General features: G+C 68.3%; 21 protein-coding genes. 11 read left to right on the forward strand and 10 right to left on the reverse strand.

All coding sequences use genetic code 11. The annotated features are described in order from the left end of the window. The first annotated feature begins 1826 nt into the window (after positions 1-1826). A complete protein-coding gene (locus AC07OX_RS00080; protein ID WP_495263009.1) occupies positions 1827-3125 on the forward strand; it encodes a toxin-antitoxin system YwqK family antitoxin in 1299 nt (432 codons plus the stop codon). A 142-nt stretch (positions 3126-3267) separates the two neighbouring features. Continuing rightward, positions 3268-3582, forward strand: coding sequence for an SDR family NAD(P)-dependent oxidoreductase (locus AC07OX_RS00085; RefSeq protein ID WP_495263008.1), 315 nt, complete (start codon positions 3268-3270; stop codon positions 3580-3582). Here AC07OX_RS00085 and AC07OX_RS00090 read toward each other — a convergent pair. Continuing rightward, the gene (locus tag AC07OX_RS00090; protein ID WP_495263007.1) at positions 3473-5092 is read right to left on the reverse strand and encodes a tannase/feruloyl esterase family alpha/beta hydrolase; all 1620 of its coding nucleotides are present in this window, start codon (positions 5090-5092) and stop codon (positions 3473-3475) included. The two genes, AC07OX_RS00085 and AC07OX_RS00090, sit on opposite strands and share 110 nt — an antisense overlap. A 217-nt stretch (positions 5093-5309) precedes the next feature. Between AC07OX_RS00090 and AC07OX_RS00095 the strand changes: the two genes are divergently transcribed. Continuing rightward, positions 5310-5936, forward strand: a complete 627-nt coding sequence (locus tag AC07OX_RS00095; protein ID WP_495263006.1) for a TetR/AcrR family transcriptional regulator — start codon at positions 5310-5312, stop codon at positions 5934-5936. Positions 5937-5954: 18 nt separating this feature from the next. Here AC07OX_RS00095 and AC07OX_RS00100 read toward each other — a convergent pair whose 3' ends face one another. Both AC07OX_RS00100 and AC07OX_RS00105 read right to left on the reverse strand, forming a co-directional pair. Further along, positions 5955-8780 (reverse strand): ATP-binding protein, encoded by a 2826-nt coding sequence (locus AC07OX_RS00100; RefSeq protein ID WP_495263005.1) that lies wholly within the window; start codon positions 8778-8780, stop codon positions 5955-5957. A gap of 54 nt (positions 8781-8834) precedes the next feature. Beyond that, a complete protein-coding gene (locus AC07OX_RS00105) occupies positions 8835-9251 on the reverse strand; it encodes a nuclear transport factor 2 family protein (RefSeq protein ID WP_495263004.1) in 417 nt (138 codons plus the stop codon). Between the two features lie 232 nt (positions 9252-9483). On the opposite strand from AC07OX_RS00105, the gene AC07OX_RS00110 reads away from it, so the two are divergent. Then, the gene (locus tag AC07OX_RS00110; RefSeq protein ID WP_495263003.1) at positions 9484-10278 is read left to right on the forward strand and encodes an alpha/beta hydrolase; all 795 of its coding nucleotides are present in this window, start codon (positions 9484-9486) and stop codon (positions 10276-10278) included. Between the two features lie 120 nt (positions 10279-10398). Beyond that, on the forward strand, positions 10399-11058 hold the full coding sequence (locus AC07OX_RS00115) for a LuxR C-terminal-related transcriptional regulator (RefSeq protein WP_495263338.1): 660 nt from the start codon (positions 10399-10401) through the stop codon (positions 11056-11058). Here AC07OX_RS00115 and AC07OX_RS00120 read toward each other — a convergent pair. From AC07OX_RS00120 to AC07OX_RS00150, 7 genes are all read right to left on the reverse strand, one after another. Beyond that, a complete protein-coding gene (locus AC07OX_RS00120; RefSeq protein ID WP_495263001.1) occupies positions 11047-12897 on the reverse strand; it encodes a tannase/feruloyl esterase family alpha/beta hydrolase in 1851 nt (616 codons plus the stop codon). The genes AC07OX_RS00115 and AC07OX_RS00120 overlap by 12 nt on opposite strands. 32 nt (positions 12898-12929) lie before the next feature. Further along, positions 12930-13988: a porin gene (locus tag AC07OX_RS00125; protein WP_495263000.1), complete on the reverse strand. Its 1059-nt coding sequence runs from the start codon at positions 13986-13988 to the stop codon at positions 12930-12932. A gap of 123 nt (positions 13989-14111) precedes the next feature. Beyond that, positions 14112-15080 (reverse strand): Bug family tripartite tricarboxylate transporter substrate binding protein, encoded by a 969-nt coding sequence (locus AC07OX_RS00130; RefSeq protein WP_495262999.1) that lies wholly within the window; start codon positions 15078-15080, stop codon positions 14112-14114. Positions 15081-15124: 44 nt separating this feature from the next. Continuing rightward, positions 15125-16330, reverse strand: coding sequence for a DUF5624 domain-containing protein (locus tag AC07OX_RS00135; RefSeq protein WP_495262998.1), 1206 nt, complete (start codon positions 16328-16330; stop codon positions 15125-15127). Further along, complete coding sequence (locus AC07OX_RS00140; protein ID WP_495262997.1) at positions 16327-17439, reverse strand: hypothetical protein; 1113 nt, start codon at positions 17437-17439, stop codon at positions 16327-16329. Before AC07OX_RS00140 ends, AC07OX_RS00135 begins: the two co-directional genes overlap by 4 nt. 3 nt (positions 17440-17442) lie before the next feature. Continuing rightward, the gene (locus AC07OX_RS00145) at positions 17443-18321 is read right to left on the reverse strand and encodes an amidohydrolase family protein (protein WP_492683352.1); all 879 of its coding nucleotides are present in this window, start codon (positions 18319-18321) and stop codon (positions 17443-17445) included. A 2-nt stretch (positions 18322-18323) separates the two neighbouring features. Continuing rightward, positions 18324-19193, reverse strand: a complete 870-nt coding sequence (locus AC07OX_RS00150) for an HpcH/HpaI aldolase family protein (protein ID WP_495262996.1) — start codon at positions 19191-19193, stop codon at positions 18324-18326. Between the two features lie 74 nt (positions 19194-19267). Between AC07OX_RS00150 and AC07OX_RS00155 the strand changes: the two genes are divergently transcribed. The 6 genes from AC07OX_RS00155 (at position 19268) to AC07OX_RS00180 (ending at position 24449) form a co-directional block, all read left to right on the forward strand. Continuing rightward, positions 19268-20179, forward strand: a complete 912-nt coding sequence (locus tag AC07OX_RS00155; RefSeq protein WP_495262995.1) for a LysR substrate-binding domain-containing protein — start codon at positions 19268-19270, stop codon at positions 20177-20179. Between the two features lie 110 nt (positions 20180-20289). Further along, positions 20290-20949, forward strand: coding sequence for a response regulator (locus tag AC07OX_RS00160; RefSeq protein ID WP_492683357.1), 660 nt, complete (start codon positions 20290-20292; stop codon positions 20947-20949). Beyond that, entirely contained in the window at positions 20946-22340 is a 1395-nt protein-coding gene (locus tag AC07OX_RS00165) for a sensor histidine kinase (RefSeq protein ID WP_492683358.1), read from the forward strand. Before AC07OX_RS00160 ends, AC07OX_RS00165 begins: the two co-directional genes overlap by 4 nt. Positions 22341-22453: 113 nt before the next feature. Further along, positions 22454-22801 carry a DUF4148 domain-containing protein gene (locus tag AC07OX_RS00170; RefSeq protein WP_495262994.1) on the forward strand — a complete coding sequence of 116 codons (348 nt, stop codon included), beginning with the start codon at positions 22454-22456 and terminating at the stop codon, positions 22799-22801. A gap of 23 nt (positions 22802-22824) precedes the next feature. Then, a complete protein-coding gene (gene paoA, locus AC07OX_RS00175; protein ID WP_495262993.1) occupies positions 22825-23469 on the forward strand; it encodes an aldehyde dehydrogenase iron-sulfur subunit PaoA in 645 nt (214 codons plus the stop codon). After that, positions 23466-24449, forward strand: a complete 984-nt coding sequence (locus AC07OX_RS00180) for an FAD binding domain-containing protein (RefSeq protein WP_495262992.1) — start codon at positions 23466-23468, stop codon at positions 24447-24449. Before paoA ends, AC07OX_RS00180 begins: the two co-directional genes overlap by 4 nt.

The raw sequence follows: 24449 nt of genomic DNA on the forward strand, positions 1-24449 counted from the left end.
AGAAAAAATTCGCACTAATGTCGTACAAGAAATCTCATCGCGAGTATTGAATGTGGATTGTGCAATGTCGGATTCTATAATTTTTGGGGTCGTGGATTTTTGCTAAAAATCCAGACTTTTTCCAGGCTGAATTCTGTTGAATTAATTTGTTGACCAAGCCGAGCTGGGGAGGCTCAAGAGATAATGAAAATTCTGATTAATGAGTGCGATAGGAAAATCAGTCCTGTCTTGAGAAAAATATTCAGTGGGGCCCGTGGGGTGGCAATCCTTTCTCTTTCTGGGACATTAATTGCTTGTTCTGCGTATAGCACCGCGCTGACAAAAGCCACAAGCAATGAAATTTTGGGAAAAACGGAAGAGGAGTTGATGAGGTCCTATATGTCTGGGACATCGGGACTTACATGGAGGCAGCCGCAGAGTATTTCAAAAAATGCTGCGGGAGAGAAAGTCTATTTCTATAAATTTTATACAGATCAAGGGAATCACACTGAAAACTGCGGAGTGGACGGAATGAGAAGAATTCAATATGTCTGTACATATAATTCTATTCGTTATGAAGAGAGGGAAGTGTATTTTGGGTTGGATGGGCGAGTCCGGGATTGGAAGGTGCTTCGCACTTGGCGAGAGACAAAGCAGATATAGATCTGGCTTGCCTGATGGTTGCAAAGTGCTCAGTGGTTTCGAGCACGAAAAATGTAATTTCCGAGAGAGGGAAATGAGAAAAATAGTTGTGCTTCTATTGGCAGGTTTTATGGCTGCCAAGATTCCATCGGCGTTGGCGGAAGGCTGGGCGAAAAGCGAAAAATTAAAATGTGGAATGACGGAAGTATCCTTGAAGTCGACCTGCATTATTCAAATCGATGGCGAGCCACCTCATTGCGATCAGAATCTGGCTTTCAATTCAAACAAGTACCCTGTAAGGAAAATTAGTTACTCGCCTGCTCGAGCCTCCAAAGGCGATGAGCCGTTCGTGTCGCGGGTGTCTTGCCTTAATATCCGCGGAACGAAGTACGTGATAACTCAGAGCACAAATTTTGGAAACTGTGCGATTTGCGAGTGGAAGGACATATTTGATGAGAGTGGTCGCTATTTGGGCTCAACGCCGTCAATTTCATGGGCTTTGGACTTCCCGAGAAAGCGACTTCCAGGAGGTTCCCATTCTTTTTTTGCTGGGCAGTCGGAGGAGCGTGGAGTGGATATTTCTAGAGTTCGCTGATTTTAAAAATTAAGCTGGTTTGCCAGGTAATTTGGCGATGAATCTCAGGTGAGAAACTGGGAAAACTAGATATCCAAAGTCCGCTCGCGCCGTTGTCGTCGGAATTTTTGGTGCCTGCCTGAAGTACCCGTTCGGTGACTCTGGCGAGAAGAAATCGAGGATCGACGCTTGACACAGAGTCATCGTTTCAGGTTGTGCGGGATCCTTGGAGGCCCGGGCGCGTCACATCAATCCGGGATAGAGAATCGGGATTAATCTAGGCGCACTTTCCGTGTGTGTCTTTGTCTTGAAAGACGTTCGCGATTAATTTTCTCGTTAATCAAATCGGGCGCGATGCTTTATTTTCGGCGCGCAAAATTCTATTCACTTCGTGAAGTATTCCGCCTCATATGAATTTTATGGCAACGGCAACGGCAACGGCGAATTGCAGAAGGTCGCCTTGGGGCATGATCGAGTACTCTGCCGCTGCTAATGAATTAAGTCATTGTCTCTCTATTGCCCCGTGCCCTCCGTTTGCGAGGCGGTCTACTCCTGAGTGGAATCGGATAGACCCTGTTGCGATGGGGCCTGTTGGCGGCACGTCTGACGGCGCCCACGGCAGAAAAACCTGATGCTCCCGGGTCCCTACGTGCCCGTCTGCCGCCCACCCGTAAAACTCTTCGCACTGAAAGAAAACGAATTGCCTTCTCTATTTGCTCGCCGACTGCTGCCGCGCCAAGCCTGGTCCGTTCTGGCGCTGTTGCTCGCCCATGCGTCGCCTCAGCCGACGTGGGCGGCGAATGGTGTCCCGATGGCCGAGAAATACGGCTACCGCTGCCTCTACTCCCGCTACATCACCCAGGACCCTTCAGCCTGCGTGGTGGGCTACTTCGACAAGAACGGCGTGCTCATTGGCGAAGACATCACCGAGCGCAACTTGGCGCAAGTCGCCTACTACCGCGTGTTGCTGGACAAGGATGCGTCGGGCCGTCTGCGAATTGCCTCTTACTACCCAGGTGGGGAAAAGAAGGTGGATGCCCTGACGATCGGGAGGTCTGAAGACATGCTGTCCGAGTCCAGCATGGAGCAATTGCGCGCGGATGGCACTTACCGAGCCTTCCATGCCAATGGCAAGGTCAAGGACCTCAGCACGCTTCGCCAGGGCCGGCTCGTCGGTTCTTCCACTGCGTGGTACCCCGACGGCCAGTTGCAATTCAATGCCGAGTACTCGGACGGACAGTTCAATGGGCGGGTGGTCACGTACTACCCCTCCGGTCAATTGGAGCAGGAGGCGTACTACAAGAATGGGACCTTCAACGGCACGGTCACCGCATGGCACGACAACGGGACCAAAAAGACCGAAACCCACTACGACAACGGAAAACTGGTCGGAGAGTTCATCACCTGGTATCCGAACGGCAAGAAGCATACGCACAGCCAGCGCGTTCTAGGTGCGCTGGACGGCACCTACACCGAGTGGTACGACAACGGCAAGAAGAAGCTGCAGCAGCAGTATGAGCGTGGGGTACTGTCGGGCGAGATGACCAAATGGTATGCCAATGGGCAACGCTCGGAGATGCTGATCTTCGTGCAAGACGAGTTGGATGGGCTGCGGAAATCGTGGTACGACGACGGCCAGATTAAAGAGGAGTTTCAGTACAAGAGCGGCCAGAGAAATGGCCCGTTCACACGTTGGTACTGGAACGGAAAGAAGCAGGTCTCGGGTCAATACGTCGCCGGAGAACTCGACGGAGTGATCACGGCGTATGAGTTCGATGGCACGCCCTTCGAGCGGGTCTACGAGCTTGGCGCTCTGCGCACCCGAGGCAGCGCCGAAGGCGGGAATAGCCGGGCGTTGGGCCCTCTTTTGCGCGCTGATGCGCCGAGTCCCAACGCAGCGTCGGGGGCATCGAACCCCGAAGCAAGGTGATGGCCTGCCAAGGTGGCATTGCTAACTGCGACATGACGGGTTACGCCCAGGGGCAAAGCATTTGCTTTGGCATCTCCAGCTTTCTCAACTCCTGTCTGGGCGTTGTTACTGGTACCGACCAAGAAGGCAGGGCGCTTTCTCCATGGAGCAGCACCATGTCCACCAGATCGCCGGATCCGCCTTGGCAGGAAACGCTGCTTACATTGCTTCCAAGTGGGCAGTGGGTGGCTTTGCCGAGACCGTCGCTCTTGAAGCCGCATCGTTCGGCGTCAAAGTGACGGCACTCGAACCAGGCGGCATGCGCACCAACTGGGGCAAGCGGGCGTTTGGAAGCTCGTACCGCAAGCTCAACTGCAGGTGTAGCTCGCCGCCACGTTCACATCGCCCGACCCGTTGTACTTCGGGTACTTTGGGTACTGACAGGCCGGCATGCTCCGGGCCGTGCCTGCGCTGGTGAACGCGTAGGTCATCTGCGTGGGCGCATCGTTGTTCTCGACCCAGCCCATGATGGCCGAGGCCCAGTCCACTTCCTTCAGGCTGCCGCCGGCGCCATGTCCGGCGCCCGGCACGATGAAGAAGCGCGTGCCGCTGTTCGGGTCGCTCAGGCCCATCGATTGGGCCAGGCCCGTCATCGCGGTCCAGTTGCGGTAGTGGTCGTTCGGCGACAGCAGCGGGTCGGCGCCGGCGTGCCACGAGATCAGCTTGCGGCCCGAGGCCACGAAGCTGGCGATGGCCGCCTTGTCGTGGTCGGCGCCGGCGCGTGCCAGGCCCGCGCCGAGCATGTCGTAGTCGGTTTCCAGCTGGAAGCCGGCCTGCTTGGCGGGCGTGAGCCAGGCGGGGTCGCCGCTCGCGATCATCGCGAAGCCCCCGCCGAGCACGTTCCACCCCAGGCCGAAGCCGTTGGCCCATGAATAGCCCGAGAGCACGGTGTTGCCGTTCGCGCGCTTGAGCGGCGAGAGGATGGACTTCAGCGTGCCCACCTGGGCGGCGCTGAGGCACAACGCCGGGTCGGGGTTCGCACCGGCCACGCCGCACTCGAGCACCGCCGGGTCGAAGGTGCAGGCCTGCGGGTTGCCGATGAGGTTGTCGGTGGCGCCGTCGAGCGCATCGCAGGCCGACAGCGCGGCGGCATAGGCCGCGCCGGCCTGGGGCGGGCTCAACGCGGCGGGCGTGCCGTTCAGCGCCGCCACGCGCAGCCAGGCGCTGGTCTGGCCGGCCATGTCCATGGTCTCGCAGCCCGCGACGATGCCATCGAACTCCTGCGGCCAGCGCTGCGCGGCGATGTAGGCGTTGCGTCCGCCGTTGGAGCAGCCGTTGAAGTAGCTGTGGCTCGGTGTCGTGCCGAAGAAGGCCTTCGTCACCGCCTTGCCGAAGCGCACGGTGGAGCCCACCGCCGCGTAGGCGTAGTCGGTGGCCGACTGGCGGCCTTCGTCGGTGCCGCTGGCCCACACGGCGGGCGCAGCCTGCGCGGGCACGTTCGCGCGGTTGCCGCCATTGGAGGCTGCGTACACGGCGCCCTTGAGCGCGAGCGTGGGATCGACCGCGGTCACAGCGCCGCCCGCATCGGTCGTCACTGCCGAGGCAATGCGGCCGTCGAAGCCACCGCCGCCCTGTTGCCAGTAGCGCCCGGTCCAGTTGTCGGGCACGTCGATCTCGATGTCGAGGAAGGGCGCGCGCGTACCGAGCACCTGGCAGAAGCCCGACGCGTTCGTCGATGCCTTGGCTTCGAAGCGCGTGGTCTTCGTGACGGTGACGCCCGCGATGACCTGGCCGGTGAGCGTGTTGCAGGTGCTCTTGAGCTGCTCGGCAGTGGGCCCGGAAGGACCGGCCGGTGCGGGCGCGGGGGCCGGCGCAGGGATCGGAAAGAAGCCGCCGCCCCCACCGCCATCACCACCGCCGCAGCCTTGCAGGGCCAGGCCCAGTGCCATGGCCAGCAGGGCAGGGGGCACGCATTTCTTGTCACGCATGTTGTCTCCAATGTTTGATTTATGCGCCGGGGAGCCGGCGGATGTCGCGGGAGGATGTCGCCGAACAAGATTCCGACCGACCGGTCGGTTTGTGGGCGAGGCGAGCGTAACGCAGGCACGCGAACGCGGGCAAGCGCTGGTGGATCGGGACTAACCCCTAAGATCGCCGGGCGCGCCGCGCGCACTCCTGATCACGCAGGCCCCATCATCCCGACCCATGACCGTTGAATCCCTCTCTTCCCGCGCGAGCGACCAGCGCAGCCTGATCGCCCGCAGCGCCGCCGAACTGTTCGCCCACAAAGGCTATGCGGCGACGTCGATGAACGAGATTGCCGAAGCCAGCCACCTGTCCAAGCCCGGCCTGTACCACCATTTCAAGGACAAGGCCGAGGTGCTACTGCACATCGCGGACGGCCACGTCTCGCGGCTGGTCGATGTCGTGACGGGGGTGGAGGCATTGCAGCTCGCGCCCGAGCAGCGGCTGCCCGAGCTGATCGAGGCGTTCATGCTCGAGTACGCCGAAGCGCAGAACGAACACCGCGTGCTCACCGAGGACGTGCGCTTTCTGGCCCCCGAGGCACAGGCGCGCGTGCTCGACAAGGAGCGCACGGTGGTGCAGGTGTTCGCCGATGCCATCGCCGCGACGCGGCCCGACCTGCAGGCCTCGCAGCTTCACAAGCTGCTGACGATGTTCCTGTTCGGCATGCTCAACTGGATGTTCACCTGGTTCCGCACCGACGGCCGGTTCACGTACGCACAGATGGCGCCCATCGCGACGCAGCTGTTCCTCAACGGAATCACGGGGCTGGACGTCGCGCCGAAGAAGAAGGCGCCGAAGCCCTAGCCTCGGCCGGCTGGCCGCTCAACGCAAGAGACTTCGCGCCACGGCGAGGTCCGCTGAAGTCTCGTCGCCCGCCGCGATGACATGCGGGCGCAGCAGCGGGTCGGCCTCGTCGGCGTGGCCCATGCGGACCAGCAACTGCGCCAGCGCCACGGCCGCGCGCACCTGCAGGGGCTTCACACCCTGCGACCGGGCCACGGCCATGGCCGACAGGTAGCTCTCGCGGGCCTCCTCGGGCCGTCCCGCGGCCACCAGCACGCGCCCGCGGGTCGTGAGCAGTTCGGACAGGCGCAGGCGGTCGCCGCCCGTCTCGATGCGCTGCGCGATGTCGTCGCACAGCGTGAGGCTCGCGGCGTGCAGCGACAGGTCGGACAGGCCGCGCGCCATGGTCGTCAGGAACACGGTGGTGACCATCTCGTAGCGGCTGACCCGCAGCGTCTCGACCGCGCGGCGGATGAGCTCCACGCCCTCGGCCGGGCGCCCCTCGATCACCAGGATCTGCCCGCGCGTGGCGCTCGCGATGCCGAGGTAGGGCGTGAGCGAATGGCGCCGGGCCACGGCCTCGACGGTGTCGGCCAACTCGCGGATCTTCGCGACGTTGCCCAGGTGGACATGCACGGAGCCGGCCCAGATGAGGGCGATGCAGTACGTGACCGCATGGCCGCAGTCGCGTGCCTTGGCGATCGTCTCGTCCGCCACCGCGACGGCCTCGGCGTAGTGACCCGTGAGCCACAGGCTGCGCGCCACGCCGCACATGGCGCGGATGTAGTAATCGAAGCCCAGCCGCGAGGTGGTGTCGGTCGACGCGCCTGCGCCGTGGCTCGCCACGCGCTGCCAGTGGCCCATGGCTTCCTGCACATGGCCGACGAGGTGCAGCGCGACGCCCATCAGCGAATCGACGATGGCCCGGCATTCCGGGTCGTCCAGTGCGGGCAGCAGCGCCTGGGCCTTGCGCGCGGTCGCGAGCGCCTCGGTGAAGCGGCCGTCCCGGTGCAGCAGCAGGGCGTGGCCGTTGAGCAGGTGCAGGGTCGAGCGCGAGTCTCCCAGGTCTTCCGACACCTGGATGCCGCGGCGAAAGGCGGTGTCGGCCTCGTCGCCGTCGCCCCCGATGAACATGAGCGATTGCCCCAGCGCACCGCGCAGGCGAACCTCGGCGGGAGAGCCAACGCACTCGGGTGGCATGCGGTCCAGCGCGGCCTGCGCCCAGCGCGCGCATTCCTTCAGCAGCGACAACTGCAGCAGCAGCGGGCAGAACGAAGCCGCCAGCTCGACAGTCGCGGCCGGGTGCGCCTCGTCGCGAAAGTGGAACGCCATGGCGGCACTCAGGTTCGGCAGCTCCAGCCGGACCGTGTCGAGCGCCTCCTTGCCCAGCGGATGCGCGGCCTGCCGCGTGGCCCATCGCCCGTAGAAACGAGAGAAGCGCTCGGCCAGGGCCTGGGCTTCGCCGCTGAGCTCGAGCCGCTTGCCGCCGTACGACTTCGTCGTGTCCAGCAGGCCATAGCGCAGCGCGGCGCCGCCCGCATCGACGTTGACGAGCGACTTCGAGACCAGCCCGGCCAGCAGTTCGACGCCTTCCGACGGATCGCCGTCGAAGCAGCACACGTCCAGCGCCGCATCGAGCGCGAAGCTGCCGGCGAACACCGAGAGGCGCCGCAGCAGGCGTTTCTCGCTGTCGGTGAGCAGCTGGAAGCTCCAGTCGAGCGTGGCCCCGAGGGTCTGGTGGCGCGGCACGGCCGTGCGCCGCCCATGCCACATGAGCCTGGCACTGGCATCGAAATGCGAGGTGATGGCCTGCAGGCCCAGGGCCTCGATGCGGCCCGCCGCCAGCTCGATCGCCAGGGCGATGCCGTCGAGTTCGCGGCACAGCTGCGAGGCCAGCAGCGCGTCGCTGTCCTTCAGCTCGAAGCCCGCGCCGCTGGCGGCTGCGCGTTCCACGAACAGCTGCACGGCCGGATAGGCCAGCGCCGCCCGGGCAGTGGCGCCTTCGCCCGGTGGGGGAAAGGCCAGCGGCGGCAGGCGGTAGACGAACTCGCCCTCGGCACGCAGCGCCTCGCGGCTGGTGGCCAGGAGGTGGACGAAGGGGCAGTGGCGAACGAGCCATTCGGTCAGCTCCGCGGCGGCCACGACGACGTGCTCGCAGCAGTCCAACACGATCAGCGCCTTGCGTTCGGCCAGGTGGGCGGCGATGAGCGGCAGCTCGTCCTGGCCGTTCTGCAGGCCCACCGCATGGGCCACGGCGGCGCGGATGGAGCCCATGGCGCCGACCTGCGCGAGGTCCACGAAGTGCACGTCGTGCGCGAAGTGGTCCGCCGCCGCCTGGATCGATGCGATGGCAACCGTCGTCTTGCCGATGCCGCCGGCGCCGACCACCGAGACCAGCCGCCGCTGCAGCAGGTTGGTGACGATGGCGTCGATGTCACCGCCGCGTCCCACGATCGTCGAGCCCAGCGCGGGCAGGGCCGTGCCGGGGCGGGCCGCGGGCGCAGGGACCTCGGCGCCATGGCTCTGGCGCTCGACGGCGGCGACGAAGGTGTAGCCCTTGTTGGCTGTGTTCACGACGTAGCGCGTGCCCGCGACGCCGTCGCCCAGGGCCTTGCGCACCGCGTGCATGTGAAAGCGCAGGCTGCCTTCGTCCACCACCACGTCGCGCCACACGCGCGCGAGCAGGTCGTTCTTGCTGACGACGGCACCCGCGTTCTCGACCAGCACCACGAGCAGGTCGAGGGCCCGGCCGCCCAGGCGCACCGGCACGCCGTCCCGCTGCAGCAGGCGTTCGTCGGGCGAAAGGAGGAACGGTCCGAAGGTGGCTTGCCACCGGGCAGCGGGCGGGGTGGCAGGGCGATTCACGATGGGAGGATCAGGCGTGGACCAGGCGGCAAATTCTACGGCGGGGCCTGCGTTTCATGGGACCTTCCGGATGTCCGCTTCCTCGTCGTCGTCGCGCACCATGAGCAGCTGGAGGCGAACGATTTTCTCGTCCTGGATGGTGAAGTAGATGTCCACCATCACGGGCTGCGACATGCCGGCCACCGCGAAGTCGCCGCGCAATCCGGCGGCCAGGATCACGACGTCGTAGTGCCGGCGCACGTCCATCGCTGTGATGTGCACCCGCTCGCCGATGATCTCGCGCTCGAGCCATTCGCAGATGGCGTGGATGCCCCAGAAATTGCGCAGCTGGTCATTCACCTGCGCATCGGGTGCAAACAGGCCGATCACGGCACGCAGGTCGCCGCCGTTGACGGCGGCGATGAAGTCGCTGACGACGCGGTGGGCGTCCGGCGGGAGTTCCGGCGTGCCGGGGTCGGAAGAGGTGTCCATGGTGCGATCCGCAAGGCCTTCGCGCCATCTTGCGCGTTCGCGGGGCGGCTGCGCGTTAGTTCTTGTTAGGGCCTTGCGGGGCGCGAGGCGAGGGCGCACCACGCGCCCCTCTCCAAGGAGGTAGCCGCAAAGAGAGGCGCCGTGGCTTCGCTGCGCGCCGACGATGCCTGCAGGCCAGCGCCACCGGTTCTCGGCGGCGGGCCGCAACCCCTCAACCCTGGAGTTCGTCATCATGAAACTGAAGACCCGTGCATTGCTTGCCCCCCTGTTCGCCGCCCCGCTCGTGCTGGGCATCGTGGCCGCCAGTCCGGCCGCCGGCGCTGCCACCACCGACCGCATCAACAACGTAGTGCTGGTCCACGGCGGCTTTGTCGACGGCGGCGGCTGGGAGCCCGTCTACAAGCTGCTGAAGGCCAAGGGCTACAACGTCAGCATCGTGCAGAACCCGACGATCTCGTTCGCCGGCGACGTGGCCGCCACGAAGGCCGTGCTCGACGCGCAGGAGGGCCCCGTCGTCCTCGTGGGCCACTCGTACGGCGGCGCGGTGGTTACCGAAGCGGGCAACGACCCGAAGGTGTCGCGCCTGGTCTACATCGCCGCCTTCGCGCCGGACAAGGGCGAGTCGGTCAAGACCTTGATCTCGAACCCGGTGCCGGGCGCGCCCGTGCCGCCGATCCTGCCGCCGGTGAACGGCTTCCTGATGCTGGACAAGGTCAAGTTCGCGGGCGCCTTCGCCGGCGACCTGCCGGCCGAGCGGGCCGCGTTCCTTGCCAACGCCCAGGTGCCCTGGAGCGTCGAGGCCCTGACGGGCGAGGTCACGACCGCGGCGTGGAAGACCAAGCCCAGCTGGTACCTCGTGGCGACCGACGACAAGATGATCCCGCCGCCCGCGCAGCGCCTCATGTCCCAGCGCGCCGGTGCCACCGTGGTCGAGACGCGCGGCAGCCATGCCGTGTACGAGTCGAAGCCCTCGGCCGTGGCCTCGATCATCGAGAAGGCGGCGCTGGCCAAGGTGCAGCCGCAGTAAGGCCGGGCCGCCAACAAGCTCTAACTGGACCGGCGCACGCCGGAGGCCGAGCATCTCCTTCGGATCGACGCCGTCGTCGATCGCGAAGGAGATGCCATGTGGAATCGCCCGTTGGAACCCGTGAACGTCCTGGTCTGGCTGGCCGAGCCGCTGCTGCGGGCCGGCGTGCGCACCACGCTCTTCGGCGCCGGGCTGCCGTGGCTGGCCGAGAGCCTGCCATCGGCGGCGCAGCGCGGCGGCCATGTCGTCGTGACGGACTGGTCTTCCGGCCTGCGCCTGGCGCAGCGGGGCGCCGAGCCCGGGCTCCCATCGCTGCAGGCGCATTCGAAGATCCTGGTCATCGCCCCGCGGGCGCGTGAGTGCGCCGCCGCCTCGGCGCTGCGTGCCGGCGTCGACGGCCTGGTGCTGTCCAGCTGCACGCCCGACGAGCTGGTGCTGGCCATCCGTTCGCTGGCCGAAGGCGCGCGCTACGTGTGCCCCGAGGTGGCGCAGCGCGTGGCGGCACGCGACCCCGGCGGGCAGCTCACGCTGCGAGAGGACCAGGTGCTGCGGCTGCTGGCGCGCGGCCAGTGCAACAAGGCCATCGCGCGCCAGCTCGGCATCGCGGTCGGCACCGTGAAGACGCATGTCAAGGGCGTCCTGGCCAAGCTCGGCGCGTCGTCGCGCACGGAAGCGGCGAGCATCGCGGCGGAAAAGGGGATGGTGGAGATCCCCGAGTTCCGCAGCCGTCGCGCCGCATGGCCGCCAGGCCCCGCTGGCGCTGCGCAGCTACCGGCATGAGAAGCTGGCCGCGCTGGTGATGCTGCCGCTGTCGTAGGCCGGCATGCGCGGGTAGGCGCACATCAGGCCGCTGGCCGCGGGCGCGGTGGCCGGTGTGTTCAGCGTGACCTGGTCGGGCGGCGCGATGCCTTTCTCGACCCAGTCGGTCAGCGCCTGGTAGTTGAGCGCCTCCGGGTACAGCGGCGGGTTGGCCTGCGCATTGGCCGTGCCGTTGGTCGGAAAGTGCCCCATGCCCGGGATCAGGTAGAGCTTGTAGAAGCCCTGCACGGCAGGCAGGCCGCCCATCTGCGCGGCCACGCGCCGGTAGTAGTCGATGGCGCCTGCATGCGGGATCAGCTGGTCGGACGACCCCATGACGGTGATCAGCTTGCCGCCGCGGTCGCGAAAGCGGCTCAGGTCGGGGTTGTCGGTGTCGATGTCCGAGAACTGCGGCTGCAGGGCGCGCCCACGGTCGCCCATGTCGGCCAGTTGCGCATAGCTCAGGCCCTTCCAGCCGTTCGCGCCGTTGCCGGTCGCGTTCACGAAGCTCGGGCCCGCGCGGGTCGGGTCCTGCAGGAACAGGGCCGCCATGTCCGAGGCGATGAAGAACGGGGCCGCACCGGCCACCAGGCCCAGGTTCGCGCCGCGCGGCAGGCCCCACCACAGCTGCTGGGGCGACAGCGCCACGCCCATGCCGTTGTCGACGGCCGGGTCGGGCACCGAGCCGTCGGCCGTCGGGCCGAACCACATCTTGTTGACGGCGTTCGCCTGCACGGTGCTCAGGCAGTCCGCCGTGGTGTTGGTGCCGCCGTCGGCGGTGCACAGCAGGGCCGTGTCCTTGGTGGGGTCGTAGCGGCACTGCGCCGGGTCCAGCAGGTACCCCAGGTGCTGGCCGCCCACGAGGTCGCAGGCGTTGAGCGCCGCCATCGAGACGGCGCTGGACTGCCCGGCGCTGAGCGGCACGCCGCCCAGGTCGCGCTGGATCACGATCTGCGGGTAGAGCGCGCCGATGGAAAAGCGCGACCAGTTGATGGCCGGCGAGGTGGCGATGATGCCGTCGAAGTCTTCGGGGTACTTCTGCGCCTGCTTCAGGCCCTGGCGCCCGCCGGTGGAGCCGCCGTGCCAGTAGGTGTAGCGCGCGGGCGCCGCGAAATAGGCGGCGGCCAGGGCCTTCGCCTTCAGCGTCATCTGGTGGATGCCGCGTTCGGCGAACTCGTTCCAGCCCACGGTGTTGACGCTGCCGTCGGGGTTCATCAGGAAGCTCGAGTTGCCGGCGGGGTGTCCGGTGTCGGTCGTCGCCGCCACCGCGCCTTCCTCGCCCGCCACGCGCCACGGGGAGGCCGTGGGCGCATCGGCAAAGGCCGTGAGCGCGCTCTGCGGGCCACCGGCCATGGCGGCGCCGCCGAGCAGGTGCAGGCGCCGGTTCCACTTGGCCGCCGAGGGCAGCCAGACCTCGATGCCGATGCCCCGCGTGGTCGAGGGCGCATCGGCGGGGCCGGCATGGCCCGGCCCGACCAGCAGCTTCACCAGGCACAGGTCCGACGCGGCGACGGGCGTGCTGCCCGTGGCCGTGCCCGACAGCAGCAGCGCCTCGCCCGCCTTGAAGGCCTTGACCAGCAGCACCTGCGTGTCGGCATCGGGCTGGAACGCGGTCCTCAACGAGTCGTCGCAGGCCAGCGGTGCCGGCGATGCGGCCGGTGGCGGTGCGGGGGAGGGCGCGGGCGGCGGCACGAAGCCGAAGAGGCCGCCGCCCCCACCGCCGTTGTCGCCGCCGCAGGCCACGAGCGCGGCGCACAGGCCGCCGGCGGCCATGCGCGCGCTGGCGCGCAGCAGGGCGTGGATGTCGATCGTCTTGTCCATGAGGCCTCCGGGTTCGAACGGTGAGAGAGCGATCAGAAGTTGTGCGAGATGCCGAACTGCAGCCCGCGCGCCGGACGCCCCGGCGTGCTGGCGGGCGACGAGTCGGCCACCACGTAGGCCGCGTTGCCGCGGTTGCGCACGAGCGAGTAGGTGCCGTACAGCGCGGTGCGCTTGCTGAGGTAGTGCACGTAGCCGACGGCGTATTGCGTGGCGTCGTCGTTGTCCAGGCCCCCCGGGCCGGAGCGGTTGGAGCGCGCCACCGAGGCCTTGATCACGCCCGGGCCGATCGGCACGCTCACGCCCAGCAGCGTGTTGACCTGCTTGTCGCCTTCGGTCTTCTGCCGGTAGTAGTTCGCGTAGAGCTTCACGGGGCCGAAGTCGTAGGTGCCGCCGATGCTCGCCACGCGGTAGTCGTTGGGGCCGACCGGCGTCACGCCGTAGGCCAGTGCGATGTCGGCCGTGCCGTTGCTCCAGCCCACGCGCCCGCCGCGGTAGCGTGCGCCTTCTTGGCCTTCGGGCAGGGCGTACATCGCCTGGCCGTAGAAGCCGCCCAGGCCCTTGGGCAGGAAGTAGCCCACCGAGTTGTTGGCGCGCGCCAGCGTGCGCGCACCGCCCAGGCCGAAGGGCCAGCCTTCGATGATGTTGGCCGAGCCGCCCACGCCCACGGTGCCGAAGGGCGAGAACTGCGAGATGTTCCAGAAGGTGGGCGTGTAGTCGCGACCGAGCCGCAGCTCGCCGAAGCTGTTGTGCGACAGGCTCAGCGTGGAGCGGCGATGAAAGCCGGTGCCCTGGATTTCGCCCGTATCGGGCAGCAGCGCCATCTCCAGCCAGAAGCTCGCGGCCAGCCCGCCGCCCAGGTCTTCGGTGCCGCGAAAGCCCAGGCGGCTGGGGAAGATGTTGCCGCCCTGGTCCATCGACTTGACCGAACGCCCGTCGCTCTTGGAGTAGGTGATGTTCATGTCCAGCGTGCCGAACAGCTGGACGCTCGATTGCGCCGTGGCGCCCGCGCTGGCGGCCAGGCACAACGCACCGGCGACGGTGTGCGGCAGCCGTCGGTGCAGGCGTTGAAAGGGGGGGTGGGTGATCCTCATGTCTCTATCTCCTTGTTGTAGAAATGGCGTGCGTCGGCACACGGCGCCTGCAGGGAAGGCGCCGCGGCGTGAAAACTGCGGAAGAAAAAGGGCGAGGCCGTCAGCCGCGCGGGGGCACCGTCGTCAGTCGATGCGGATGTTCTTGGCCTTGATCAGCCGGCCCATGGCCTGCGATTCGCGGTCGATGGCGGCCGCGGCCTCGGCGGGCGTGCTGCCGATCGGGTCGAGGCCCGCGTCGCTGAGCAGCTTGCCCATTTCGGGCGAGTGCGTGATGGCGACGATCTCCTTGTGCAGCCGCTCCACGATGGCCGGCGGCGTCTTGGCCGGCACCCAGAAGCCCAGCCAGGTGAACACCTCCACGCCCGGGTAGCTTTCCGACAGCGTGGGCACGTTGGGCAGCGCCGCACTGCGCTTGCTGCCGGTGTAGGCCAGGGCCTTGAGCCGCCCCGCCTTGATGTTCGGCAGCGCCGACACGGGCGGCTCGAAGCCCAGCTGCACCTGGCCGGCGATCAGGTCCGGCGCGGCGCTCTGCTTGTAGGGCACGTGCAGCAGCTCGATGTCGGCCGCGTCCTGGAACAGCTCGAAGCCCAGGTGCGAGGTGGTGCCCGAGCCGTACGACGCGAACGAGATCCTGCCCGGCTCCTTCTTGGCGAGCGCGACCAGCTCGGGGATGGTCTTCGCCGGCATCGCTGGGGTGGCCACGATGAAGGAGCCGCCCTTGAGCGCCTGCGTGACGGGCACGAGGTCGTGCTTCGCGTCGTAGGGCATCTTCGAGAGCAGGAACGGCGTCATCGTGAACGGGTTGCTCGTCGAGAACAGCACCGTGTAGCCGTCGGGCGCGGCCTTGGCGACCGCGTCGGTGCCGATGGAGGCCAGCGCACCGGGCCGGTTCTCGACCACCACGGGCGTGTTGAGGGCGCGGCTGAGGCGGTCGGCGTAGGCGCGTGCGAACAGGTCGGAGCCGACGCCCACGGGCGTGGGCGTGATGATCTTGATCGGGCGCGAAGGCCAGGGCGTGCCCTGGCCCCAGGCGGGGGCGAGCATGCACGACGTGGCCAGCACGGCGAGCAGCGAGTGAACGAGTCTTTTCATGGGTTGTCTGTCTCCGGTGTTTCTTGTGTTCGGGGCGGCGACGCTCAGGCGGCGCGCTTGACGTCTGGCAGCGGCGGGTAGTCCATGCGGTCCAGGCCCGGCACCGTCACCCGCACCGGGTCGTTGCCGTTCGCCTGCAGCTGCTCGACGGCGTAGTCGGTCACGCAGCCCGAGAGCAGCTGGCGTGGGTCTTCGAGCACCACGCGCAGCCGCGTGTTGAGCGCGCGCCAGTCGTCGGGGCCGGCGATGGCCGGCATCTCGGCCACCGCGCGGGTGTCGGCATCGAGCACGGGGCGCACGGTGGAGCCCGGTGCGTAGCGCGGGTAGCCGTCGTACATCAGCGAGCCCAGTTCGCTCACGGCGCGCGTGTGAGCCCACAGCTGGCGCATCGGCGTCTCGAAGGCGCGCACGGCCGCCACGTCGGCGCCGGGCTGGAACTCGCCGCCGACGTGCGGCGCGATGAAGAGCCGGTCGAGCGAGAGCGTGTGGCGCGAGGCGCCGAGGATCATGGCGCACACCGAGTTGGTGGTCCAGGTCACGCCGGCGGTGGGCCGGCCCTGGCGCCCGACGACCAGTGCCATGGCACGCGACCAGTCGATGGCGTGGCTATCCAGCCAGCCGATCACGCGGTGGCTGATGTCCATGCCGACGAGGAAAAAGGTCGCGATCATCACGGCGTTCATCGGCACCGTGGCGCCGACGGCGCTGCCCGTGCCTTCGAGGTAGTGCGTGCGCATGTCTTCGGGCGTGAAGAGGGCGGGCTGCTCGAGCACGCGCTCGAGGTAGCGCTCGGTGAGCACGCACGAGTAGTGCACCAGCTCGGCGATCTTCTGCTCGCGCCCGCGGTAGGCCGGAACGGCGATCGTGTCGCGCCACAGGGCCACCGAGTTGGCCTCGCGGGCGATGCGCGTGGCCACCAGCAACCGCTCGGCTTCCTTGCGCCACAGCGGCCCCTCGGGGTCGACCATGCGCATCTTGAGGATCGACGCCACGGCCGGCCCGTGGTGCGAGATGCCCGCCAGTTCCTTGAAGCCGCGCGTGGACAGGCGAAAGCCCTGCACCTCGGGGTCGCGGCCGTTGCCGGGGAACAGCACCACGTCGGCACTGGTGGCGACGATGAGCGGGTCGCCCGCCGTCGCGGCGCCCGTCAGCGCGGCCAGGTTCGCGCCGATGCCTTGCGGCCCGCCCGTGTAGGTTTCGAAGAGCCGCAGCAGCTCGGGGCTCTGGTGCGGGTTGGCAGGGGCGTTCATGCAAGCTCCTTGTCTGCGGCGAGGTCGAGCCGGTAGACGCGGCTCGGCGTGCGAAAGCGCACCTCGCCGCTGAGGCTGTTCGTGACCACGAGGTAGCGCTGGCCCTGCGCTTCGAAGCAGGTCGCGTCGGTGCCGCCGGAGGTCGGAAACTCCGCGACGGGCACGAGCTGCCCTTGCGCCATGCGGTAGACCACCGACTGCAGCTGAGGAATCGGCGCCTCGCGCGTGCCGTGCAGGAAGTTGACGTGCACCAGCCGGCCGCCGTCCGCCGTGGCGATCCATTCGAACTCGCGCCCGCCGGGGCCGCTGAGCACCTGGTGTGGCACGAAGCGGCCGTCGCTCCAGCGCAGCAGCACGGTGTTGTCATGCAGGCAGGCGAACACCAGCCAACTGGCGCCTTCCGCCTCGAAGCAGCAGAAGGCGCGTCCGCTCTTGCCCTCGAAGGTCTGGAACGGCTCGAAGGCCTCGCCGTTCCAGCGCAGCAGGTGCGAGGGCACGGCCTGGTCGGCATAGGCCAGCAGCTGCTGGCCGCCCACCTCGATGAAGGCCCAGTTGTAGCCCCAGCCCGAGTGCACCGTCTGGAACTTGACGAAGCGCTCGCCGTCCCATTCGAAGATGCACGACTCGGCGCCCGGCGCGAGCGGCGTGTCGCCGTGGGTCACGCCCTGTGCGAGCGCGAGGAAGTGGCGCTCGCCGATCTGGAAGTGGGCCCACTGCTTGGCGGCCGAGGTGGGCACGCGCTGGAAGACCTCGAAGCGGCCGTCGATCACTTCGAAGATCGTCGAGTGCGTGTCCAGTGCATACGGGCCCGATCCGGTGCGCAGGCTGGCGGTGGCCAGGAAGGCGCGGGTGCCGATGCGAAAGAACGCGGCGTCCTCGCCGCCCGGCACCGCAAGGCGCGTGTGTGCCACGAAGCGGCCTTCGTCCCACCGGTAGACCAGCGCGTCGACGTCGCTGTTGCCCAGCGTCATCTGCGCGGGCTGGCCGGCAACGTCCTGGGCCAGTTGCGGCACCACGAGGTAGCGCGTGCCGTCGTGTTCGAAGACCTCGGCGGCGCGTGCGCCCGAGGTGTCCAGTTCCTGGATGCAGTGCATGGTGATGTCGGACATGGTTCAGAAGCCGAACAGGCGGGCAGGGTTGTCGGCCAGCACCTTGCGGCGCGCGGTGGCATCGGGAATCCAGTCGGCCAGCAGGTTCAGCAGCTCGCCGGTGTCGCGCCCGCCTTCGGGAATGTGCGGCCAGTCGCTGCCCCAGATCACGCGCTCGGGCACGGCCTCGACGATGGCCTGTGCGAGCGGGCGCAGCCTGGCGTAGTTGCCGTCCTTCGCCAGGCGGTACGGGCCCGAGAGCTTGAACCAGCCGCGTCCGTCGGCCACGGCGCGCAGCAGGCGGTCGAAGTCGGCGCGCGTGAGGCCGTCGCTTTCGAGCATGTAGCCCATGTGGTCGATCACGAAGTCCGAGTCGAGATCGGGCAGCACCGGGATCAGGTCGCGCACGACCCAGCCCGGTGTGTAGAACTGCACGTGCCAGCCCAGCGGGCGGATGCGTTGGATGCTGCGTTCGATGTAGGCGTGCAGCTCGGCCGTGGGCAGCTGGGCGCGCAGGAACAGGTCGAGCCGCAGCGCGCGCACGCGGCGCGCGTGCATGGCGCGCAAGGCCTCGTCGGACACGCTGTCGTCGACCATCGCCACGCCGCGTGCACGGTCGCCGGCGGCGTCGAGCGCATCTAGCATGCAGCGGTTGTCGGTGCCGTAGAAGCTGGGCTGCACGATCACGAAGCGCTCGATGTCGAGCACGCCGAGGGCGGCCTGCAGCTGCGCCAGGTTGCCGTCGGGCAGCGTGTAGTGCGGCTGGTCGACGCGCGGGTAGCGCTCGGCGGGGCCGAAGACATGCACGTGCGCGTCGCAGGCGCCGGCGGGCACCTCGAAGGCGGCGCGGGTCAAGGTCTGCGCGTCGCGCATGGGCTTGGAGGTCAGGATCTCGTGGGTCATGGTCAGGCGGTGGCGGGAGAAAGGGAGGAAGAAGACGAGCTGACGGACACATGCCCGGCCAGCGCGCCGCGCACGCGCTCCTGCATCGCGGCGAGCAGCACGTCGGTGTCGATGCCCGTCATGAGGAAGGGCGCTGCGCCGCGTGCCAGCAGCTCGGCATTGAGCGCCGCGTCGGCGATGCCGCCGATCGACAGCGGCGTGCCGGCGCGCGCGCAGGCGGCGAGGGCGGTGTCCAGTGCGTGCTGCATCAGCGGATGGCGGTAGTCGCCGGGCACGCCGAGTTCGGCGCTCAGGTCGTTGCAGCCGATGCTCACCAGGTCGATGCCGGGCACCCGCGCGATCGCCTCGGCGTTCTTGATGCCCAACGGGCTCTCGATCAGCACGTTGACGACCACCGCATCGTTGGCCAGCCGGTAGGTCTCGGCCGGCGGCAGGCGCCGGTAGCCGAACTGCGGCAGCGCGGCGATGGCCGAACGGTGGCCGTGCGGCGCAAAGCGGCAGGCTGCGGCCAGGTCGGCGGCCTGCGCGGCGGTCTCGACGCGCGGAAAGATCAGGCCCGACGCACCCGCGTCGAGCAGCCGGCCGATGGCGCCGTACTCGCGCTCGGGCACGCGCACCAGTGCCATCAGGCCCAGGTCGTGCGCCGCGGCGCAGATGGCGCCCGCCGCGTCGAGCGCGATGGTGCTGTGCTCGAGGTCGATCCAGACCGCGTGATGGCCGCTGGCCTTGGCCAGCCGGGCGATGTCGGGCGTGCGCGCCATGCGGATGCCGAAGGCCGTCAACGGTTCGCCGCGGGCCAGCCCCCGGATCAGCGGATGGCCCTGGAAGGGCTGGGGTGCAGGCTGTTCCTGCGATGTGTCTCTGCGTGTCATGCAGGCATCGTAGGCAAGCTGTCTTATATTTGGAAATACTGTTTATCGTCGGTTTCTCATACCTGGTAGATATCATGGAACTGCGCCATCTCCGCTATTTCGTCGCCGTCGCCGAGGAGCTCAACTTCACGCGCGCCGCGCAGCGCCTGCACATCGCGCAGCCGCCGCTGAGCATCCAGATCCAGGCGCTCGAGGAAGAGCTCAAGGTCCGGCTGCTCGAGCGCGACAAGCGGCGCGTGTTCCTCACGCAGGCGGGCCGCCACTTCCTGGAGCGCGCGCGCGGCATCCTGCAGGAGGTGGAGACGGCCAAGGGCGAGGCGCAGAGCGCGGCCTCGGGCGAGGTCGGCAGCATCGCGCTGGGCTACACGGCGTCGTCGATGCTGTCGCCGGCCATGCCCGCGGCCATCCTGCGCTTTCGCAAGCAGCACGCGCGGGTGGTGCTCACGCTGAAGGAGATGACCTCGCTCGACCAGCTCGACGCCGTGCATGGGCACGCCCTCGACGTGGCCGTGCTGCGCCGCCCGAACGTCGAGATCCCGACCGGCCTGATCGTCGAGGAGTGGTACCAGTCGCCGCTGATGGCGGTGGTGCCGCGCGACCACCGGCTCAGCGGCAAGCCGCTGCGCATCGCCGACCTGCGCGACGAACCGCTGGTGATGTACCCGCGCAATGCCGGCATCGGCCTGTACTGGAAGGTGCAGGACCTGTGCGCCAAGGCCGGCTTCCGGCCGCGCATGGTGCAGGAAGCGCGCGAGGCCTCGACCATCGCCGGGCTGGTCGCCGCCGGCGTCGGCATCGCGCTGGTGCCGGGGGACACGCGCTGCATCCAGCTCGATGGCGTGGTCTACCAGTCGGTGCTCGACAAGGAGGCGGTGTCGAGCCTGTACCTGGCACACCGGGAGGCGGACCCGAATCCCTATGTCGGGCTGATCCTCAAGGAGCTGCGGGCGGCGTTGAAGCGCAGGCCGGCGCGCAGCGCCAGGTGACAGGGCGCCTGGCCTGGCCCGGCGAAATGGGCCGGGCACCTCAAAAAGTTAACGCTGCTCTAACGATTCGGCGCTAGTCTGCGGCCTCCATCGGGAAATTGGGGGCCAGTGTGCGGGTGCTGCTTGTCGAAGACGACGAAATGATCGGGAAGAGCCTGCTGCGCGGCCTGGAGCGCTCGGGCTGGGCGGTGGACTGGGTGCGCGACGGCCTGCTGGCGCGCAGTGCGCTGGCCGACGGCGACTACACCTGCGTGCTGCTCGACCTGGGCCTGCCGGGCCTGGACGGTGTCGAGGTGCTGCGCCACGCGCGCGGCATGGGCAATGCCACGCCGATCCTGATCCTCACGGCGCGCGACGGCCTCGGCCAGCGCGTGGAAGGGCTCGACCTGGGCGCCGACGACTACCTGCTCAAGCCCTTCGAGCTGCCCGAGCTGCTGGCGCGCATGCGCGCGGTGGTGCGCCGGCGCCACGGCGCCGCCAACTCGATCATCGGCAGCGGCAGCGTGCAACTCGACCTCACCACGCGCGAGGTGCTCTTTCGCGGCACGCGCGAGACGCTCACGGCCCGCGAGTTCGCGCTGATGCACGCCATGCTGGAGCGCCCGGGCGCCATCCTGTCGCGCGAGCAACTCGAGAACCGCATCTACGGATGGGGCGAGGAGGTGATGAGCAACGCGGTCGACGTGATCATCCACAACATGCGGCGCAAGCTCGGCGCCGACACCATCCGCAACGTGCGCGGCCTCGGCTGGCGCGTGGTCGACGCATGACCACCGGACCCGGCCGGCCCTGGTACTCGCCGAGTTCGCTGCGCAACAAGCTGCTGGCGTGGCTGGTGCTGGTGCACCTGGTCGCCGCGGCGGGCTTTGCCTGGTTCACCTACGAGAGCTACGACCGGCTCATCGTCACCTTCAAGGACGACCAGATGCAGATGCTGGCCGACGCCTACGCCAGCAACGCGGCCGTGCCCGAGCTCAAGCCGGCGGACGAACGCAGCACCTTCGAGCGCGGCACCTTCGTCATCCAGGTCTGGAATGGGCGGGGCGAGCTGCTGGCCAGCTCCTGGCCCGCGCTGCCCGTGGTGCGCCAGCCGGCGGAGGGGCTGACCACCGTGCGCACAGGCCCGGGCAGCGAGGGCCTGTGGCGTGTCTACTCGACCGCGCCGGTGGCCGACCCCGGCCGCTTCCAGGTGCAGGTGATCCAGAACGGCGGCGTGGTGCGCCGGCTGGTGGCCAAGCGGGCGCTGTCGTCCATCGCGCCCATCGCGCTCCTGCTGCCGCTGTCGCTGGCCGCGCTGTGGTGGGTGGTGTGGGCCACCTCGCGCAAGCTGCGCAGCGTGGTGCTCGACGTGGCGGCGCAGGACGAGCGCAGCCTGTCGGAGCTGTCGGTGTCGCGCGTGCCCGACGAGATCGCGCCGCTGGTGGAAGCCTTCAACAGCCTGCTCGGGCGCCTGCGCCAGGCCTTCGCCGCGCAGCGCCGTTTCGTGCAGGACGCCGCGCACGAGCTGCGCACGCCCATCGCCGCCATCGGCCTGCAGCTGGACAACATGCGCGCCGAAGTGCCGGGCGAGGCCGTGGCCGAGCACTACACGCACCTCAAGGGCGGCGTCACGCGCGCCCAGCACCTGATCGAGCAGCTGCTGCGCCTGTCGCGCCAGGAAAGCAGCACCGAGCCCGAGGCGCCGGTGGCGCTGGACGTGGCCTCGGTGCTGCGCGACAGCGTGGCCCAGCTCATGGTGGTGGCCGACCGGCGCCGCATCGACATCGGCTTCGAGGGCCAGGCTGCCGCGACGGTGACCGCGCCGCCGGCCGAGCTGCGCAGCGTATTCGACAACCTGATCGACAACGCGCTGCGCCACTCGCCCGAAGGCGGCGTGGTCGACGTGCGCCTGCACGAGGTGGACGGGCGGCCGGTGGTCGACGTGGTGGACAACGGGCCGGGCATTCCGCCCGAGCTGATCGACCGCGCCTTCGACCGCTTCTTCCGCGTGCCCGGCAACCCGACCGAGGGCAGCGGGCTGGGCCTGGCCATCGCGCGCATGGCCGCGCTGCGCAACGGCCTGCGCATCGTGCTGTCCAACCGCCATGACGCGCAGGGCCGGCCGGCAGGGCTGAGGGCGCGCGTGCACCTGCGCGCCGCCGATGCGGGCCGCGCGGCTTAACGCTGGGTTAACTCTCGCATAAAGGTCGCATAAAGCGGCCTTCCTACAGTGACTCCTGTCGCGACAGCGGCCGTGCCGCAAGGCGCGATCCCCATCCCCAACAAGGAGTTCACATGCGAAAGACCCTCGGCCTCCTGGCCATCCTGACCCTGGCCGGCGCGGCCTCTGCCGAAACCTACGACGGCGTGCACCAGGGGGGCGGACTGCTCTCGCGCGACGACGTGGCGGCCCAGGCCGTGGCCGCGGCCCATGCCCCCGACCAGAACGTGACGCGCGGCTCGCGCGGGCCCGATCCCTTCACCTCGACCGTCTCGCGCGAGGCCATGCGCCAGGTCGCGGTGGCGACCGCGCATGCGCCCGACCAGAACGTGGTGAGCGGCTCGCGCGTCAACAGCACGATCGTCTCCACGATGCCGGCCACGCGCACGGCCGCGGGCGCCGCCGCCGACCGCCAACCCTGACGCACGCGCCGAGCGAGCCCTCGATGACAACCGAAACCGAAGACGGTTGCACCCGTCGCACGGTGCTGGTGACCGGCGCAGCCGGCGTTGCAGCGGTCGCGCTGCCGATGGCGGTGAGCGCCGAGCCGGCGGCCCAAGCCGCTGCCGCGCCAGGGCCGACGACCGCCGTCAGCCTGCGCATCAACGGCACGCCGCATGCGCTGTCGATCGACCCGCGGGTCACGCTGCTCGACCTGCTGCGCGAGCAGCTGCAGTTCACGGGCTCCAAGAAGGGCTGCGACCACGGCCAGTGCGGCGCCTGCACGGTGCTGGTCAACGGGCGGCGCATCAACAGCTGCCTCACGCTCGCGGTGTTGCACGAGGGCGATGCGGTCACGACCATCGAGGGGCTGGGCGAGCCGAAGAAGCTGCATCCGATGCAGGCCGCCTTCGTCAAGCACGACGGCTACCAGTGCGGCTACTGCACGCCGGGCCAGATCTGCTCGGCGGTCGGCATGCTCGGCGAGCTGCGCGGCGGCATGCCCAGCCATGTCACGCACGACCTGGCGGCGCCCGTGGCCTTCAGCGACGAGGAGGTGCGCGAGCGCATGAGCGGCAACATCTGCCGCTGCGCGGGCTACCCGAACATCGTCGCGGCCATCCGCGAAGTGGCGGGAGCCGCGACATGAGAGCCTTCACCTTCGAACGCGCCGCCACGCCGGCTGCCGCTGCGCTGGCGATGCAGCAGCACCCGGGCGCGCGCTTCATCGCGGGCGGCACGAACCTGCTGGACCTGATGAAGCTCGACATCGAACGGCCCCCGCACCTGATCGACGTCAACCGCCTCGGGCTGGACCGCATCGAGGCGCTGCCGGGCGGCGGCCTGAAGATCGGCGCGCTGGTACGCAACAGCGACCTCGCGGCCGACGTGCGCGTGCGGCAAGGCCATCCGCTGCTGTCGCGCGCCTTGCTGTCGGGCGCCAGCGCGCAGCTGCGCAACAAGGCCACCACCGCGGGCAACCTGCTGCAGCGCACGCGATGCTTCTATTTCTACGACACGACCAAGCCCTGCAACAAGCGCACGCCGGGCAGCGGCTGCGCGGCCATGGAGGGCTTCAACCGCATCCACGCGATCTTCGGCGCCAGCACGCAATGCATTGCGGTGCACTCGTCGGACATGGCGGTGGCGCTGCGTGCGCTCGACGCGCAGGTGGAGACGGTGTCCGCCAGCGACGCCACGCGGCGCATTCCCATCGCCGAGCTGCATCGCCTGCCGGGCGACACGCCCGAGGTCGAGACGGTGCTCGCACCCGACGAACTGATCACCGCCGTGACCTTGCCCGCGCCACTGGGCGGCACGCAGCTCTACCGCAAGGTGCGCGACCGTGCGTCGTACGCCTTCGCGCTGGTCTCCGTCGCGGCCGTGGTGGTGCGCGAGGGCGGCACGGTGACCGCCGCGCGCCTGGCCTTCGGCGGACTGGCCGCGAAGCCCTGGCGCAACGAGGAGGCCGAGCGCCGGCTCGTCGGCACCGACGGCGGTGCGCAGGCGCGCGAGGCCGTGGCCGACCTGTTGCTGGCCGGTGCGCGCGGCCACGGGCACAACGATTTCAAGATCCCGCTGCTGCGGCGCACCCTGCACGCCACGCTGGCGCAGGCGATCGACACCTGA

This window comes from Variovorax sp. GW821-FHT09D07 (assembly GCF_059416345.1).

Excerpts from the sequence above, each read along its gene's own strand:
- AC07OX_RS00080 (WP_495263009.1), top strand. The coding sequence starts at position 1,827 with ATGCTCCCGGGTCCCTACGTGCCCGTCTGCCGCCCACCCGTAAAACTC.
- AC07OX_RS00180 (WP_495262992.1), top strand. The coding sequence starts at position 23,466 with ATGAGAGCCTTCACCTTCGAACGCGCCGCCACGCCGGCTGCCGCTGCG.
- AC07OX_RS00120 (WP_495263001.1), bottom strand. The coding sequence starts at position 12,897 with ATGGACAAGACGATCGACATCCACGCCCTGCTGCGCGCCAGCGCGCGC.
- AC07OX_RS00085 (WP_495263008.1), top strand. The coding sequence starts at position 3,268 with ATGGAGCAGCACCATGTCCACCAGATCGCCGGATCCGCCTTGGCAGGA.
- AC07OX_RS00125 (WP_495263000.1), bottom strand. The coding sequence starts at position 13,988 with ATGAGGATCACCCACCCCCCCTTTCAACGCCTGCACCGACGGCTGCCG.
- AC07OX_RS00090 (WP_495263007.1), bottom strand. The coding sequence starts at position 5,092 with ATGCGTGACAAGAAATGCGTGCCCCCTGCCCTGCTGGCCATGGCACTG.
- AC07OX_RS00105 (WP_495263004.1), bottom strand. The coding sequence starts at position 9,251 with ATGGACACCTCTTCCGACCCCGGCACGCCGGAACTCCCGCCGGACGCC.
- AC07OX_RS00145 (WP_492683352.1), bottom strand. The coding sequence starts at position 18,321 with ATGACCCACGAGATCCTGACCTCCAAGCCCATGCGCGACGCGCAGACC.
- paoA (WP_495262993.1), top strand. The coding sequence starts at position 22,825 with ATGACAACCGAAACCGAAGACGGTTGCACCCGTCGCACGGTGCTGGTG.
- AC07OX_RS00135 (WP_495262998.1), bottom strand. The coding sequence starts at position 16,330 with ATGAACGCCCCTGCCAACCCGCACCAGAGCCCCGAGCTGCTGCGGCTC.
- AC07OX_RS00170 (WP_495262994.1), top strand. The coding sequence starts at position 22,454 with ATGCGAAAGACCCTCGGCCTCCTGGCCATCCTGACCCTGGCCGGCGCG.
- AC07OX_RS00095 (WP_495263006.1), top strand. The coding sequence starts at position 5,310 with ATGACCGTTGAATCCCTCTCTTCCCGCGCGAGCGACCAGCGCAGCCTG.
- AC07OX_RS00140 (WP_495262997.1), bottom strand. The coding sequence starts at position 17,439 with ATGTCCGACATCACCATGCACTGCATCCAGGAACTGGACACCTCGGGC.
- AC07OX_RS00155 (WP_495262995.1), top strand. The coding sequence starts at position 19,268 with ATGGAACTGCGCCATCTCCGCTATTTCGTCGCCGTCGCCGAGGAGCTC.
- AC07OX_RS00110 (WP_495263003.1), top strand. The coding sequence starts at position 9,484 with ATGAAACTGAAGACCCGTGCATTGCTTGCCCCCCTGTTCGCCGCCCCG.
- AC07OX_RS00150 (WP_495262996.1), bottom strand. The coding sequence starts at position 19,193 with ATGACACGCAGAGACACATCGCAGGAACAGCCTGCACCCCAGCCCTTC.
- AC07OX_RS00130 (WP_495262999.1), bottom strand. The coding sequence starts at position 15,080 with ATGAAAAGACTCGTTCACTCGCTGCTCGCCGTGCTGGCCACGTCGTGC.
- AC07OX_RS00165 (WP_492683358.1), top strand. The coding sequence starts at position 20,946 with ATGACCACCGGACCCGGCCGGCCCTGGTACTCGCCGAGTTCGCTGCGC.